This is a genomic window from Microvirga sp. VF16, assembly GCF_016864375.1.
GTDB lineage: Bacteria > Pseudomonadota > Alphaproteobacteria > Rhizobiales > Beijerinckiaceae > Microvirga.
On sequence record NZ_CP069356.1, the window covers coordinates 419,840 to 432,027 of the forward strand.

14 protein-coding genes and 3 pseudogenes are annotated in these 12,188 nt (G+C 60.3%); 10 read left to right on the forward strand and 7 right to left on the reverse strand.

Features of this window, described 5'->3' with window-relative positions; translation table 11 throughout:
* Positions 1-51 precede the first annotated feature (51 nt).
* Together JO965_RS34265 and JO965_RS34270 are read right to left on the reverse strand one after the other, a co-directional pair.
* On the reverse strand, positions 52-543 hold the full coding sequence (locus JO965_RS34265) for a MarR family winged helix-turn-helix transcriptional regulator (protein WP_203446450.1): 492 nt from the start codon (positions 541-543) through the stop codon (positions 52-54).
* Positions 527-778: a hypothetical protein gene (locus JO965_RS34270; protein WP_203446451.1), complete on the reverse strand. Its 252-nt coding sequence runs from the start codon at positions 776-778 to the stop codon at positions 527-529. Before JO965_RS34270 ends, JO965_RS34265 begins: the two co-directional genes overlap by 17 nt.
* 482 nt (positions 779-1,260) lie before the next feature.
* Here JO965_RS34270 and JO965_RS34275 point away from each other — a divergent pair.
* Positions 1,261-1,464, forward strand: a pseudogene (locus JO965_RS34275) (IS6 family transposase); the annotation flags it as partial.
* 86 nt (positions 1,465-1,550) lie between these two features.
* Here JO965_RS34275 and JO965_RS34280 read toward each other — a convergent pair.
* Together JO965_RS34280 and JO965_RS34285 are read right to left on the reverse strand one after the other, a co-directional pair.
* Positions 1,551-2,549 carry an IS481 family transposase gene (locus JO965_RS34280; RefSeq protein WP_203446676.1) on the reverse strand — a complete coding sequence of 333 codons (999 nt, stop codon included), beginning with the start codon at positions 2,547-2,549 and terminating at the stop codon, positions 1,551-1,553.
* 154 nt (positions 2,550-2,703) lie between these two features.
* On the reverse strand, positions 2,704-3,696 hold the full coding sequence (locus JO965_RS34285) for an MBL fold metallo-hydrolase (RefSeq protein WP_246777171.1): 993 nt from the start codon (positions 3,694-3,696) through the stop codon (positions 2,704-2,706).
* A gap of 237 nt (positions 3,697-3,933) precedes the next feature.
* Between JO965_RS34285 and JO965_RS34290 the strand changes: the two genes are divergently transcribed.
* On the forward strand, positions 3,934-4,857 hold the full coding sequence (locus JO965_RS34290; protein ID WP_203446452.1) for a LysR family transcriptional regulator: 924 nt from the start codon (positions 3,934-3,936) through the stop codon (positions 4,855-4,857).
* A 143-nt stretch (positions 4,858-5,000) separates the two neighbouring features.
* Here the strand turns inward: JO965_RS34290 and JO965_RS34295 are convergent.
* Positions 5,001-5,150: pseudogene (locus tag JO965_RS34295) on the reverse strand (IS6 family transposase); the annotation flags it as partial.
* A 296-nt stretch (positions 5,151-5,446) separates the two neighbouring features.
* Between JO965_RS34295 and JO965_RS34300 the strand changes: the two are divergent.
* The 6 genes and pseudogenes from JO965_RS34300 (at position 5,447) to JO965_RS34320 (ending at position 8,359) form a co-directional block, all read left to right on the forward strand.
* Positions 5,447-5,878: a hypothetical protein gene (locus JO965_RS34300; protein WP_203446453.1), complete on the forward strand. Its 432-nt coding sequence runs from the start codon at positions 5,447-5,449 to the stop codon at positions 5,876-5,878.
* Between the two features lie 111 nt (positions 5,879-5,989).
* On the forward strand, positions 5,990-6,148 hold the full coding sequence (locus JO965_RS34305) for a hypothetical protein (protein WP_203446454.1): 159 nt from the start codon (positions 5,990-5,992) through the stop codon (positions 6,146-6,148).
* 70 nt (positions 6,149-6,218) lie between these two features.
* Positions 6,219-6,286: pseudogene (locus tag JO965_RS49700) on the forward strand (IS6 family transposase); the annotation flags it as partial.
* 485 nt (positions 6,287-6,771) lie between these two features.
* Positions 6,772-7,188: a hypothetical protein gene (locus tag JO965_RS34310; protein ID WP_203446455.1), complete on the forward strand. Its 417-nt coding sequence runs from the start codon at positions 6,772-6,774 to the stop codon at positions 7,186-7,188.
* The gene (locus JO965_RS34315) at positions 7,091-7,801 is read left to right on the forward strand and encodes an IS6 family transposase (RefSeq protein WP_203446678.1); all 711 of its coding nucleotides are present in this window, start codon (positions 7,091-7,093) and stop codon (positions 7,799-7,801) included. The genes JO965_RS34310 and JO965_RS34315 overlap by 98 nt, the downstream gene beginning before the upstream one ends.
* 222 nt (positions 7,802-8,023) lie before the next feature.
* The gene (locus JO965_RS34320) at positions 8,024-8,359 is read left to right on the forward strand and encodes a response regulator (RefSeq protein ID WP_246777172.1); all 336 of its coding nucleotides are present in this window, start codon (positions 8,024-8,026) and stop codon (positions 8,357-8,359) included.
* Positions 8,360-8,523: 164 nt separating this feature from the next.
* Here JO965_RS34320 and JO965_RS34325 read toward each other — a convergent pair whose 3' ends face one another.
* Positions 8,524-8,814, reverse strand: a complete 291-nt coding sequence (locus JO965_RS34325) for a hypothetical protein (protein WP_203446456.1) — start codon at positions 8,812-8,814, stop codon at positions 8,524-8,526.
* Between the two features lie 921 nt (positions 8,815-9,735).
* Between JO965_RS34325 and JO965_RS34330 the strand changes: the two genes are divergently transcribed.
* Both JO965_RS34330 and JO965_RS34335 read left to right on the forward strand, forming a co-directional pair.
* Positions 9,736-10,113 carry a response regulator gene (locus JO965_RS34330; RefSeq protein ID WP_203446457.1) on the forward strand — a complete coding sequence of 126 codons (378 nt, stop codon included), beginning with the start codon at positions 9,736-9,738 and terminating at the stop codon, positions 10,111-10,113.
* A gap of 84 nt (positions 10,114-10,197) precedes the next feature.
* Complete coding sequence (locus JO965_RS34335; RefSeq protein ID WP_246777173.1) at positions 10,198-11,352, forward strand: sensor histidine kinase; 1,155 nt, start codon at positions 10,198-10,200, stop codon at positions 11,350-11,352.
* 407 nt (positions 11,353-11,759) lie between these two features.
* On the opposite strand, the gene JO965_RS34340 is transcribed toward JO965_RS34335, so the two are convergent.
* A complete protein-coding gene (locus JO965_RS34340) occupies positions 11,760-12,164 on the reverse strand; it encodes a PRC-barrel domain-containing protein (RefSeq protein ID WP_203446458.1) in 405 nt (134 codons plus the stop codon).
* Between the last annotated feature and the right edge of the window lie 24 nt (positions 12,165-12,188).

The window sequence follows — 12,188 nt, forward strand, 5'->3', positions numbered from 1 at the left end:
CCTCGGGCAGAGAGTGCGAAGGGAAGGCTGGAGAGGCCTTGGTGCCGTCGCCTAAACATGGTGATCGTCTGAGGCGTCGATCGGACTATCGAAGTCCTGCTCAGTGCCGCTGAGGGTTGCACCAAGGTTCGTCGCCGCTCGCAGGAGAAGCTTGCGCAACCGCTTGTTCTCCTTCGGATCGAACCCCGCTACCATGTCGCTCTCCACCTCATCCCAGAGTGCATGTAGGTGGGCGGCAGCGGCCTTGCCTTTTCGGGTCAGCTTGACCCGGACCGAGCGCCGATCCCCGCCATCGGATTGCCGTTCAACAAAGCCCAAAGCCGTCAGTCGTGTCACAGTCTTGGAGGCAGTCGGTGCGCGCACCCGCAGGATAGCGGCAAGTTTGCTCATCGTGATCGCATCCTGCTGATCGAGCACCTGAAGCACCTGCTCCTGACCGGCGAACAGGCCGATCTCAGCCAGCTTCTCATTCAGGTAAAAGCGGTGAAGCCGCGCCACCTGCGTCAGAATCCAGCCAAACGTGGTTTCACCCGGTTGCTTCATGCAAGCGTTCCACTCCGCCGTAGGACAGGACCTCGAGCCGCTTGGTACGTCTGGTGATGCGGGCATATGGCGTGTCGCTGGTCCCCGGCTGATCTGCGATAGAGACCATCCCATTGCCCTTCGTCAGGCGAGTGAGGATGACGAACGGGACATTCGCCTGCATTCGGGTGAGGCCAACCTCTTCGAGATGCTGGTTCGCGACGGACCAGTCCTCGACTCCTTCGACTTGCGCCATGATGCGTCTCCTCTGAACCGGGTGTGCGCGTCTTTGCGAAAATGTGTCCGGAGGCACGACAAAGCAGCGAATGCGCCTTGTTCGGATCGGCTGTTCCAATCGGTTGCCTTGGCAAAACGAGGACCATGTTTGCCCGGTGGGATCGGAGCTTTCGCGGAACGCGGGTCATCTCATCCTAACTCTCCCTCAAGGCTCGGTGCCGACTTGCCTTTAATCCCGCTCAAGGGAGCACTCAAGAAAAAGGCCACTGTCACCAGCGGCCCAGAGTTTGAGGAGGAAACGTTCAAGACTGCAGCAATGCTGCGACCTCTTCGCCCTATCGCAGTGCAGTATTTAAGCGGCATCCCTATGCGACAGCAATCACATCAAAGTATAGGTGCCCTCATCCACGAGGCAGAATGCTGTCGCACCTTGGTAGATCCCAGCTGGGTTATGGCGCAAGCAGTTTGTTTCCGAGTTGTCGCTACTGTGATTGAAATCCCGTCAGCGCAGGACGTGGTGTTCAACGGCAGGCATTTCGATCGGTCCGCCTCGCGCGGATCGTCATTGATGGCAGCCAGGCCAAATCTGCGGCGATCCTGTCCTATGACACAATGAATCGACTGCGGGATTGGATTGAGCAGGATCACCGTGCCGTCAAACGCCGCGTCCGCCCCATGCTGGGCTTTCAGTCTATCACCAGTGCGCGTGATCTTAGATGGCATTGAAAGGTTCTATCGCAAACTCGACGTATCGGCGTTGTGAGCGCCATTTTGCGGTCATCGCGAGGACGCTAAGCCACTGATGTTCTGTCTGGATGCGAGACCTCCTTGGCGTGAGCGACGACCTGGAGGGCTTGAGGCAAAGCGTGTGGATCGGGTGGCTTCGCGCGCCGATTGGCCAGCTTCGGCTCAGCGACCAAGCGGCTTCGCACGACCTCGTCCGGTGATCGCCCCTTGAGCACGCGCTGGCGTCTTCTGTTGTAGGCTTGGTTGAAGCCCTTGAGCAGCGTCTCCAGATCCCCATGGCTGTAGATCGTGATGCCGAGCACTTCACGCTGCACCCGTCCATTGAAGCGCTCGGCGAGACCGTTGGTTTGCGGCGTGTAGGGCTTGGTCCTGCGATGCTCCACCTTCAACTGGTGGCAGGCGTCCTCGAAGCCATCAGCGGTAAAGCACGAGCCACGGTCGGTGAGCACGTGGGTGACCTTGAAGGGAAACGCGCGGATCGCTTCTTTGAGGAAGGCAATCGCGCTTATGGCCAGCTCGTCGTCTTTGACGGCCAGGTGCACCCAGCGCGAGCAGCGGTCGATGGCGACATAGAGGAAGCGTTTGCGGCTCTCGCCATTGGCGGTTCTCAGCTTGGGCAGGTGTTTGATGTCCATGTGCACGAAGCCGAGATCGTAGTCCTTGAAGGTGCCGCTCCGGCGCTGGCGCTGCTGCGCCGGTGGCAGGCGGCCTAAGCCTTCAGCCTTGAGGATGCGGTAGACCGCATCACGGTTGAGATGCGGCAGGAAATGCGTGACCACGAAGGTCAGATCGTCGAGCGGAAAGCCGGTGGCCTGCCTCAGGGCGCAGACGATGGCGCGTTCCTCCTCGGTGGCCCTCCAGGGCAGCTTGTGCGGCCGGCTGCTGTGGTCCTGACAGTCTTTGGGGCCGCGCTTGCGCCATTTGCGGACCGTCTCGGTGCTCACACTGAAGCGCTGGGCCAGCACGCCCGTCGGCTCGGATGAGCGGGCAATCTCCTGGCGGACGGCTGGAGTGGTGCGGGCTTGCGGATGAAGGGAGTGCATCATGTCCTCCTGCGATGAGGAGCTCGGCGCCGCAGGCCGTCAAAGCGCCAAGCATACTCCTCAATCGCGCAACGCACTTGGTCCCAACAACGTTCCGCCACCAGACACGTATCGACCGGCGCCGGCCGAGCGCGGACATCCCGACCGAGGGTTACTAGATATCGAACTGGTATGTCGCCGGGGCGTAGTGATAGCCTGATCCGGAGCGATCGAGATACCCGATCGACGGGTGCGGCATGTGGTAACCCATGAAGGGCAAATGGTCCGTCGCGATCATGTCCAGTGCTCTCTTGCGGCTGACAGCGGCAAGCGCCTTATCCATGTCAAAGCGCACCTCCCAATCGGGGCGCTGGACCGACAGGGCGTAATGCACGACCGTGTCGGCGATCATCACCATCCGTTGGCCGTCCGACTCGAGATGCAGCATCATGTGCCCGGGCGAGTGGCCTGGGGCGGAGATGGCCGTCACCCCCGGAACGACCTCCTGCCCATCCTCCACGAACGTCATCTTCGGAGCGAGCGGCTTGACGTTGGAGAGAGCGATGAGATGGTTAGCCTCCGCCGGCGTCCCCTTACGGTTGTCCGATACCCAGAAGTCGTATTCGGTCGCGTTCGCGACGTAGCGGGCGCTCCCGAACGGCGAGATACTGCCCTCGATGAGGCCGCCGATATGATCGCGATGCATATGCGTGAGAAGGACAATCGAGATCTGATCGGTGCTGTACCCGGCCGCTGCCAGAGCGGGCAACATCTTCCCGGACCCCGACATCCGGCCGCTCTCCCCAAAGCCCGTGTCGATCAGGATGACCTCGCTCCCCGTATCCAGGATGGCGGGTGCATAGCTCACGGCGAACTTCTGTGTCGGCAGGAAGTTGGTGCGCAGGAGGTCTTCCACGGCCGACTGCGGCTGGTCGGTGCCGAACGTCTCCCACGGCTTCTGCTGGATAGAAGCGCCGTCGCTGATCACCGTCAACTTGAACGAGCCGAGCTGATACCGCTTGATCTCGAGGTCCAACGGTCCCGCCACCGCCGCGGCTCGCGCCGAGGACATCGTTGCACCCAGGAGGGGCGACATGACGGGAGCGAAAAGTCCAACCGCGGCGGTACCCAGCACTCGTCTCCGGTTCGTCTTGAGAGGTTCGGTCATAGCGATTCCCGGTGTTTCTTGATGTCAGGTCGGTCCCGCGACCCGATGGCGTGGTGCAGTCTCCGCTGCCAGCAAGATTCGATCTTGAACGGCGCTGACTGCGTTGGATCGACCCGGCGACGGAGTGGCCTGAGCTCCGGCAGCTGACGGCGGTTCGAAACCCCGAGCAGAACGGGTGATGGTCCGCACTATGTCGGACGGAGAGACATTCGGCAAATGCATTGATATCATGGTCACATGAACAAGATGAATTTGGCGAGGATCGACCTTAACCTGCTCGTTGTCTTCAACGAGGTCTGGGACTGTGGCTCGGTGACTGACGCTGCGGGCCGCCTCGGGCTCAGCCAACCAGCCGTCAGCCACGCTTTGGGCAGGCTTCGCGCCCTGCTCGACGACCCCCTGTTTATCCGCAGCGGCGGACGTCTCGCTCCGACGGCGCGTGCCGTGGCACTGGCGTCCCCGCTCCGTGAGGCGTTGGGCGCGGTGGAGCGCGCGCTGAAAGAGCCGACATTTGCTCCAGCCGAGACGAAGCGCAGGTTCACGATCGGCGCGAGCGAGTTCACCTCGCTGACCCTGCTCCCGATGCTCTGCCCCGAACTCTCTGCCCAAGCGCCCGGCGCAAGCTTCACGTTCCAGGGCATCGACGAGTCCGTTTACGACCTCTTGGCAGATGGCCGGCTCGACGTGGCGTTCTGGGCGACCGATCCCCCCGGAGACCCCTTCTCGAGCGCCGAGTTGTTCCGGGAGACACATGTCGTCGTCGTTGGCTCGCACCATCCTTTGGCGCAAGGCAACCATCGGCGGAGCCTCAGCCTAGAGGGTTACCTGGCTTACCCGCATCTCAAGGTGAACTTCACGACGACGATCCCCAACTTGATCGACACCGCGCTCTCGGCGATCGGGCAGTCCCGGTCTGTCGCATTGGAGACCGCTCACCTCGCGGCGACGGCCGCGATATTGAGGGCGACCCCTTTCGTTATGACGATACCCTCGCGGGTCCTCAACGCGATAGGATCGGAGGGGCTGACGACCTATCCAGTGCCGTTCGACGTCCCGGACTTCGTCTATCGCGTCCTCTGGCACCGGTGGGCCGACAGGGAACCAGGGTCGATCTGGCTGCGCGATCAGATCGTCAGATCGGCGATGGCGTTGACCGATTGAGACCGGCGAAGGCCCAGCCTTGCGCTTTCTTGGGTATCGGATCCGCCCTTCCGCTTCTGCTGGTTCTGTCGCACATCCGAAGCATAGACGAGAAAGTCGCAGATGTTCTGTTAAGCGCTTATGGGGCGGGACATGTAAAACGGCTAGGCAAGCGACGGTTGCAGATTGCTGGCGTACTTCGCCTGCTGTTTGCACATCATGGGGATCATCTCAATCCCGCTCAGGATCACGATGGCACTGGCTATGGTCCGGAACTCGAGCATGGGTCGGATCTGCCTTTTGATCGCACGATGATGCGGCTGCGTTCCGTGCCGTTCCCTCCAGCGAAGGTCGAGGCGGCACTCGGGCCCCTAACACCACGCAGCCGGTGCTCAGCCATCGGAGGGCTCCCGCTTATACCGCGCGCATCCCCAGCCCATACCAAGGTGTAATCAAGCCAACCACGTGGACAATTGGCGTGGAGTGCGGCCGCGATCATCATCACCTTATGGTGGCGCAACGCTGTGCGGCTGCGGGTGACGGCGCTCGTGACGGCTCAGGGCACACCGCCGACCTGACCGAGCGTCGGTCTTGGGGAAAGGAGGCTTCGATGCGGCGTGCCGGAATCTGGGCGGCCTTCAATAACGCCTTGGCTGTCGTGATGACGATCATGGTCATTGCGGCCCTCTTCTACTCGCTCCCTGCCAGGGCCGAGGAGGGATACTCTCACGAGCATCAGACGGCGCACGGCGCCTATCATCACCTCTATAACGGCATCATGCGCCCGGACGTGAAGAACTCGAGCTGTTGCAGTGAGCAGGACTGCGCTCCCACCAAAGCGAAGTGGGACAGCGTCAAGAAGCGATGGACCGCGCTTAAATACGGCCAGTGGGTGGACATTCCTCCCAGCAAGATCGTGCCGCGGGATCAGGTGCCCGATGGACTCGGCGCTGAACCTCACCTGTGCGCGCCACCTCCGTCATCGTCCACCTTCGGCAAGGAAGAGGTGTTCTGTTTCATCGAGCCCGACGGCGGGACGTGAGAACCCGGTGAGGTTTTAATGAGAATCCTTGGCATCCTGATGGACCCATCGAAGGTGCCGAGCCCACGGCTCAATCAGCGGGGCCGATGTGCGCACTGCAGGAGGCCCTACGTGTTCCGGCGCGGTATCCTCGCCAGGATCGAGCACAAGACGAAGGAGATTGAGCGTGATGAGGACGGCCGTCGGTATCTGAAGCGAGATGTCGGGGTGTACGCCTGCCATTCGCTCGCATGCTTCCTTGCAATGATCGAGCCAGACGGGCACGCATGAGAGGTCTGTCGCAAATGCTTTGTTTCAGAATTTAGTTACGGGGATGATAGTCTCGGTAGCGGAGGACCCAGTGTTCAAAGGCCGGCATTTTGATCGATCGGTGATCTACTCTGCGTGCACTGGTACTTGGCCTACGACGCAGGAACCTAACCCGGCCCATCACTGGAATGAGCCGCACCGGGCAGTTGTCACAGGCTGACATCGTAACACGACCACCGCTTCGTCGATGCGGACCCTGTCTCTCCCGTTCGAATCCCGCCTCAGGATTCGAACGCTTCACAGAAGGAGCATTGCGCGATGGCTCGGGTTGCCAAGAAAGCCACTCAGGACGGCACCTTCACGGTTTATATTGAAGGAACACCGAGTACGTGGGGACTTACCAGTGCTGCCGCTGACATCTTGATGCAAAGGCTGTCAGCCGTTGAGGCATTTGTAAAGCGAGCAACCAGAGATGACCGGAGGTTCCGGTCTTCTGACCGGGCCGGCATTTGGAACGAAGCTGTGTGAGCCGCTCGTTGCTCTACCACACCCCGCCTTCCGCTGGCGGAGATGCGGCTCACTGGCGCACGAAGTGCTTCACATTCGCGGTTATGCTAGTCCTGCACGGACCTGGAGATTAGGCCATGGCTCAAGGTATTTATGATGAAACAAAGATAACCGCGCACCTCCCCAATGCCGACATCGAGATCCTCCATCGCCGCGCCTGGGAAGGTGGGCCGGAGCGGATGCTTCTAGCCGTCCGGCCGGTGCCTCCATTCGAGGGTTTAGGGCGCTTTCTGGAAGCTACCAATCCGCTACTGTTCTGGACTCGGATGATACAAGCATCCTGGCTGCCTTGGCTCGGAGCGTTCACCAACGCGCCTGCAACGGATCTGTTGCAGCTTTGGACCTCGCTCCGCCTGAGCTACGACATAAGGGTGCTGAGAGGGGCTGAGGGTGAAACTGAATTACAAGAACTCGTTCAAGGGTCGGCAGTTCACGGCAGAGATCATTCTGTGGGCGGTACGCTGGTATCTGCAGTTCCCGATCAGCTATCGTGATCTTGAGTGCATGCTCTCCGACCGAGGCGCCCAGGTAGACCACACCACCCTCTTTCGCTGGATTCAGGCCTATGCACCGGAACTTGAGAAGCGCATCCGCCCTCATCTCCAAACCGCGAATGGCTCGTGGAGGGTGGACGAGACGTACATCCGGGTGAAGGGTCAGTGGGTTTATCTCTACCGCGCTATCGATGCGACCGGTCAAACCATCGACTTTCTGCTCTCACCCAAACGGAATGCAGCTGCCGCCCGACGCTTCTTCCGCAAGGCCTTGAAGCAGCCGCATACAGTTAATCCACGCACCATTACGGTCGACAAGAACGCCGCTTATCCTATTGCGGCGAAAGCCATGAAACGTGATGGAGAACTCTGGCGCTTTGCCAAACTCCGACAGGTGAAATTCTTGAATAACATCGTCGAGCAGGATCACCGGCGCATCAAGCACCTGGTTCGGCCGGGGCTGGGCTTCAAAAGCTTTTCGACCGCCTCGCAGACAATTGCTGGCTATGAGGCTATGGCGATGATCCGCAAAGGGCAGGTCGCGATCGCACCAGCAAACGACATGAAGGCTCAGCGTGATTTCATTGCTGCTCTCTTCAGCGCTGCTGCCTGATCTGGATCACGTTCGGCCTTCGCTTAACCTAAGTCAGGGTTTGCAACGGAACCTGTGAACCTGCAACCGTTTAGTTGCCTGCTTCTCGATTACGTCCACGGCTTGACTTCACCCATCAGGTTAAATGAATCGGGGGAGTCTTTGCCGCTGATGGCAGACGGTGTCAGCCTTCGAACGTCAAGCCCTGACCTCATAGATCGGCGCACTATCTGGTCGGCAACTATGCCCGATATCCAAGCCTCCTCTGCTCTAACAATTCTTGTTGTTGAACCGGACCCGCACGTGCGCGCAATGGCCGTCGATGCCCGTGAGGGAGAAGGTTTCTATGTTGTTGAGGCATCGTCCGCCACCTACGCCGTGGCCCTTCTGCAACGGAGGGCCGATATCCGATTAGTGTTTACCGAAGCCGTAACACCCGATGACCTCAATGGCTTTGATCTGGCCCGGATCGCCCGGACGCTGCATCCGCAGATTGTCGTCGTCGTCTCAGGCGCATTACACCTGGGTTCTCCGGGGTCGCTCCGGACGCTCGCTTTGTACCCAAGCCATACCGGATGACGGGCATGATTCGACTAATCCGTGAACTGACGGAAGAATAGGGCATCGCTAATAGTCGGTTCGTGACGGTCTTGATCAGGAACTACAGGCCCTCCGACCTCATCGGGTTAGGCTTGAGGCCCACCTCAAACGAAGCGTCAGCGGCATGTCTCCTCGACGCAGCCCTACAGCCCCGAGAATAGGTCGCTTCTGATCCGCCGCCGAAGCTGTTCGAGCTTCCGCAAGTACGGCTCACGGTCAGCTTGGTAGCGGCTCTCCCGCTCAACCCACAGGCGGTGTTTGACGGCATCTGGGCCAAACCGCTGCTTCAGGCGTTCACGGTCCTTCTCGCGGCGGTATTCCACATCGGCCAGAGCCGCGAGGGTGATCTGAATCTCATGGAGGAAGTCATCCTGACACCAGAATGCCTGGGCGGCTGCCGCTATGATTCGATGAGTAAGAACATTCTCCATCATCGTTCGCCTCCGTCACGGGTGGGTCCGGGAGCGGCATCCAGCAGACGGCCACCACAACCCGTGGCTCGCGTCAATCCAGACGCCGCGCTCTGGCGACCAGTGTCCAACAACTCGTTCGCGCCACTGAGTGAACAGGAGAACAGGTGATCCATCCTGTGGGGCTGTCTCCATCAGGTGCCAGTACCCAAACTTGGAGGAAGTTTGCTTACCGGCCATGGTCACCCCTCCCATAGACCTCCAGCCGTGCGACAATGGCTGTCAGGTGTTCCGGGAGAGGTATGTGGAGGACTTCGGAACAGAGAGACCGGAGGTCGTGTCCGATCATTTCAGCAAGCTTCAGGCCAACCCAGCAGTCGGCTGTGGCGATCCATGTCATGCGACTATCCTCGGGCGAGTGCATCGGAGCCACCCGCCTCTGGCTTATTCGTCAACCAAATTGCCCTCAGACGTTATGGGAGCAGAACCGACTGCGGCAGCCTTGGTTTCACCTGGGCCGTTAACATAGGTTAGAAAATCTCCCGTGATGTTGGAAAGTCGGCTGGCCTGGGCCGTCTACTGCCACGCTCCCAGAACAGAGCGGATTGGCAGGGAACGCCTTACGGTATGTGACGCGAACGAAGAGTGGCCCATTGATCTGATCCTTGTTGTTCCTCATGCGTAGCGAGGGACAGTCTCTGGCGCGACATTCAAGGTCAGACACAGGACCGGATCGGTGCGGGACTCCAGATCAAGTATGCCGAGCCCCTCCCGCAGCAGCTATCCCCACGCCTTGAGGAGTTGGTCCGTGAGATTGAGGTGAGCTTCGAGGCATTACTGCGGGATGAACTCCTGGCGGCCCGGTAAGCTGCTACATTAACCCAAGTGATCGTCAAGCTTGCCGTTTCAGGATAGATTCAAGCGGAATGGGTGAAGGCTCGTCGGATGATCCAGCAGGATCATGGCAAACCGCTTGCCCTCGTCGTGGAGGACGAGGCCCTGATCGCGCTCGATCTCCAGGACGAGCTACAGGACGCAGGCTATGAGGTGGCTGGCCTCTTTACCACCTGTGCCGCTGCCTTGGAATGGCTCCGGACCCAGACGCCCGACACCGCGATTCTGGACGCGGCTTTGAAGGATGGTCCCTGCCGCGAGATCGCTCTTGAACTCGCACGGCGCGAGGTGCCATTCCTGATCTACTCGGGCCTCAGCGAAAACTGCCAGCTTCTGGCGGACTTTCATCATGTGCCCTGGATTGAGAAGCCCGCTCCGCCTGCCGTGCTGGTCGAAGCCTGTCAGCAGCTTGCAGTCGGGCGTCCCTAAACTCTTCTGGGGAAGGGGTCGGATTGGCCCGAACTCGCGCTCATGTCGCCCGTTCTCATCACCGTGGTGGCGTGAGTAGCCGTCGTGACGAACGAACAAATGTCTCGCCCGTGGAACGAGAGTGAGCGGCTGGCTGCCCTGCGCAGCTACCGGGTGCTCGACACGCCGCCCGAGCCTGAATTCGACGATCTGGCACAGCTTGCCACACGCGTCTGTCAGGCCCCGGTCGCCCTCATCAGCCTTATTGAGAATGATCGACAGTGGTTCAAGGCCGAGGTAGGCTTCGGTCTTCGCGAAACGCCGCTGGACCGCTCGATCTGCGTGAGCACCATTCGTGGCGCGGGCCTGACCGTGATCCCCGACCTGACCCAAGACGCGCGGTTTGCCGCCGATCCGCTGGTGGCGGGCAGGCCGCACCTGCGCTTCTATGCCGGGGCCGTGCTGGAAACCCCATACGGTGTACCCTTGGGCACCCTGTGCGTGCTCGACTATGTGGCGCGCGATCTGACCGACGATCAGGCTTTTGCCCTCAAAGCCTTGACGCGGCAGGTCATGTCGCAACTGGAGCGACGACGGGTCATTCTGGAACAGGGTGAGGCCCTGGAGGTCAGTCGCAGGATCGAGCAGCGGCAGGCTCTGCTCGTGCGCGAGCTTCACCACCGCGTGAAGAACACGCTGGCAACCGTCCAGGGCCTCGTCGGAGCCACGGGTCGGTCCACCGGCAGCTTTGACGAGTTCTACCGCTCGTTTTCCAACCGCATTATGTCGATGGCGAAGACCCACAACCTGCTGACCGAGGACTATTGGCAGACGGCACCGCTGCGGGAAATCGCCCTCAACGAACTCAAACCCTTTGCGGAAAGCCGAGTGCCGCGCTTCATGCTGATTGGCCCACGCGTTGAATTATCGGCTGATCTGGCGGTCCCAGTCGGCATGGCGCTCCATGAACTGACCACAAACGCCGTCCGGTACGGGGCTCTGTCGGTTCCGACTGGATACATCCAGATCAGGTGGAACGTGGTCGAGACTGATGTGGGCAGAAGGCTCCATCTGGAATGGAGAGAGTTCGGTGGTCCACCCGTGAGTGAGCCGCAGCACCAGGGCTTTGGCTTGATGCTCCTTGAGCGGGTTCTGCCGATGCAGTGCAATGCCGAGGTGGAGGTTCACTACGACAGCGCGGGATTGCGGTTCCGGATGGATGCGCCGCTGGTCGAGCGACGGCTGGTGCCGGATTATTGAGGCTATGTCGGATGAGAGCGTGTGGCCATGATCAGCCTTTGGCTTTCCTCCGCACACCCGATGCCGCTTTCTTGGATGAGCGAGTCTTGGTCGAGGACCGAGACTTCGGTCGCGTCATCTCATTCAACATCGCCTTCTGCTGACGGTGCATCTCGGCTGTCCAGAAGCCACGAGCCGCCCCAGCCCAGGTATTTGCTGCACTCAACCAGAGACTGAGCCACGGGTTCTTTGCCATGTTGAACTCGGCCTCCAACAACGTTGTGGGTGTCATCTCTGAGAATTGCTGAACCTGGGTGAGGCTTCGGAACCATCCGGCATTCCTCACTTCTCTCATTCACATGGGCCAGAGGAGCATTCGCGCTCCTCTGGGTTACCGCTGCACCGTGCGAGTTGACCTCATCTAACGCTCAGATCGGCCAGTAGTACGGGGCTCGCCAGTAGTCGTGCAGTTCCCGTTCGCGCTCCCGGTCGGACCAGTCGTAATCATCGCGATCCCGGTAGAAGGTCGGAGCGCCGCGTAGCTGCTCTTCGGTGATGTCCGTGCGGTAGCCGCCCAGGCCAGTGTCGTAGGTCAGCTTGCCCCACGGGATGGTGTGCTCGTCCTCGCCCATCCCGAGGAAGCCGCCGAACGACATCACCGCGTAGGCGACCTTGCCGCTGATCTTCTCGATCATCAGGCGCTTGATCGAGCCAAGGTGGTCGCCTTGCGGATCATACACGGCGGTTCCCTCAACCCGATCACTCTCGATCAAGGGCTTGCCGGTCATCACTCCCGGTGCGTCGGTGCGAGTTGTCGTATCAGTTTGTGCCATCACTTCCTCCTTTGAAAAGTGTTC

Bases quoted from the DNA above. Each gene is read 5' to 3' on its own strand.
- JO965_RS34265 (WP_203446450.1), bottom strand. From the start codon at position 543: ATGAAGCAACCGGGTGAAACCACGTTTGGCTGGATTCTGACGCAGGTG.
- JO965_RS34270 (WP_203446451.1), bottom strand. From the start codon at position 778: ATGGCGCAAGTCGAAGGAGTCGAGGACTGGTCCGTCGCGAACCAGCAT.
- JO965_RS34280 (WP_203446676.1), bottom strand. From the start codon at position 2,549: ATGCACTCCCTTCATCCGCAAGCCCGCACCACTCCAGCCGTCCGCCAG.
- JO965_RS34285 (WP_246777171.1), bottom strand. From the start codon at position 3,696: ATGACCGAACCTCTCAAGACGAACCGGAGACGAGTGCTGGGTACCGCC.
- JO965_RS34290 (WP_203446452.1), top strand. From the start codon at position 3,934: ATGAACAAGATGAATTTGGCGAGGATCGACCTTAACCTGCTCGTTGTC.
- JO965_RS34300 (WP_203446453.1), top strand. From the start codon at position 5,447: ATGCGGCGTGCCGGAATCTGGGCGGCCTTCAATAACGCCTTGGCTGTC.
- JO965_RS34310 (WP_203446455.1), top strand. From the start codon at position 6,772: ATGGCTCAAGGTATTTATGATGAAACAAAGATAACCGCGCACCTCCCC.
- JO965_RS34320 (WP_246777172.1), top strand. From the start codon at position 8,024: ATGCCCGATATCCAAGCCTCCTCTGCTCTAACAATTCTTGTTGTTGAA.
- JO965_RS34325 (WP_203446456.1), bottom strand. From the start codon at position 8,814: ATGATGGAGAATGTTCTTACTCATCGAATCATAGCGGCAGCCGCCCAG.
- JO965_RS34330 (WP_203446457.1), top strand. From the start codon at position 9,736: ATGATCCAGCAGGATCATGGCAAACCGCTTGCCCTCGTCGTGGAGGAC.
- JO965_RS34340 (WP_203446458.1), bottom strand. From the start codon at position 12,164: ATGGCACAAACTGATACGACAACTCGCACCGACGCACCGGGAGTGATG.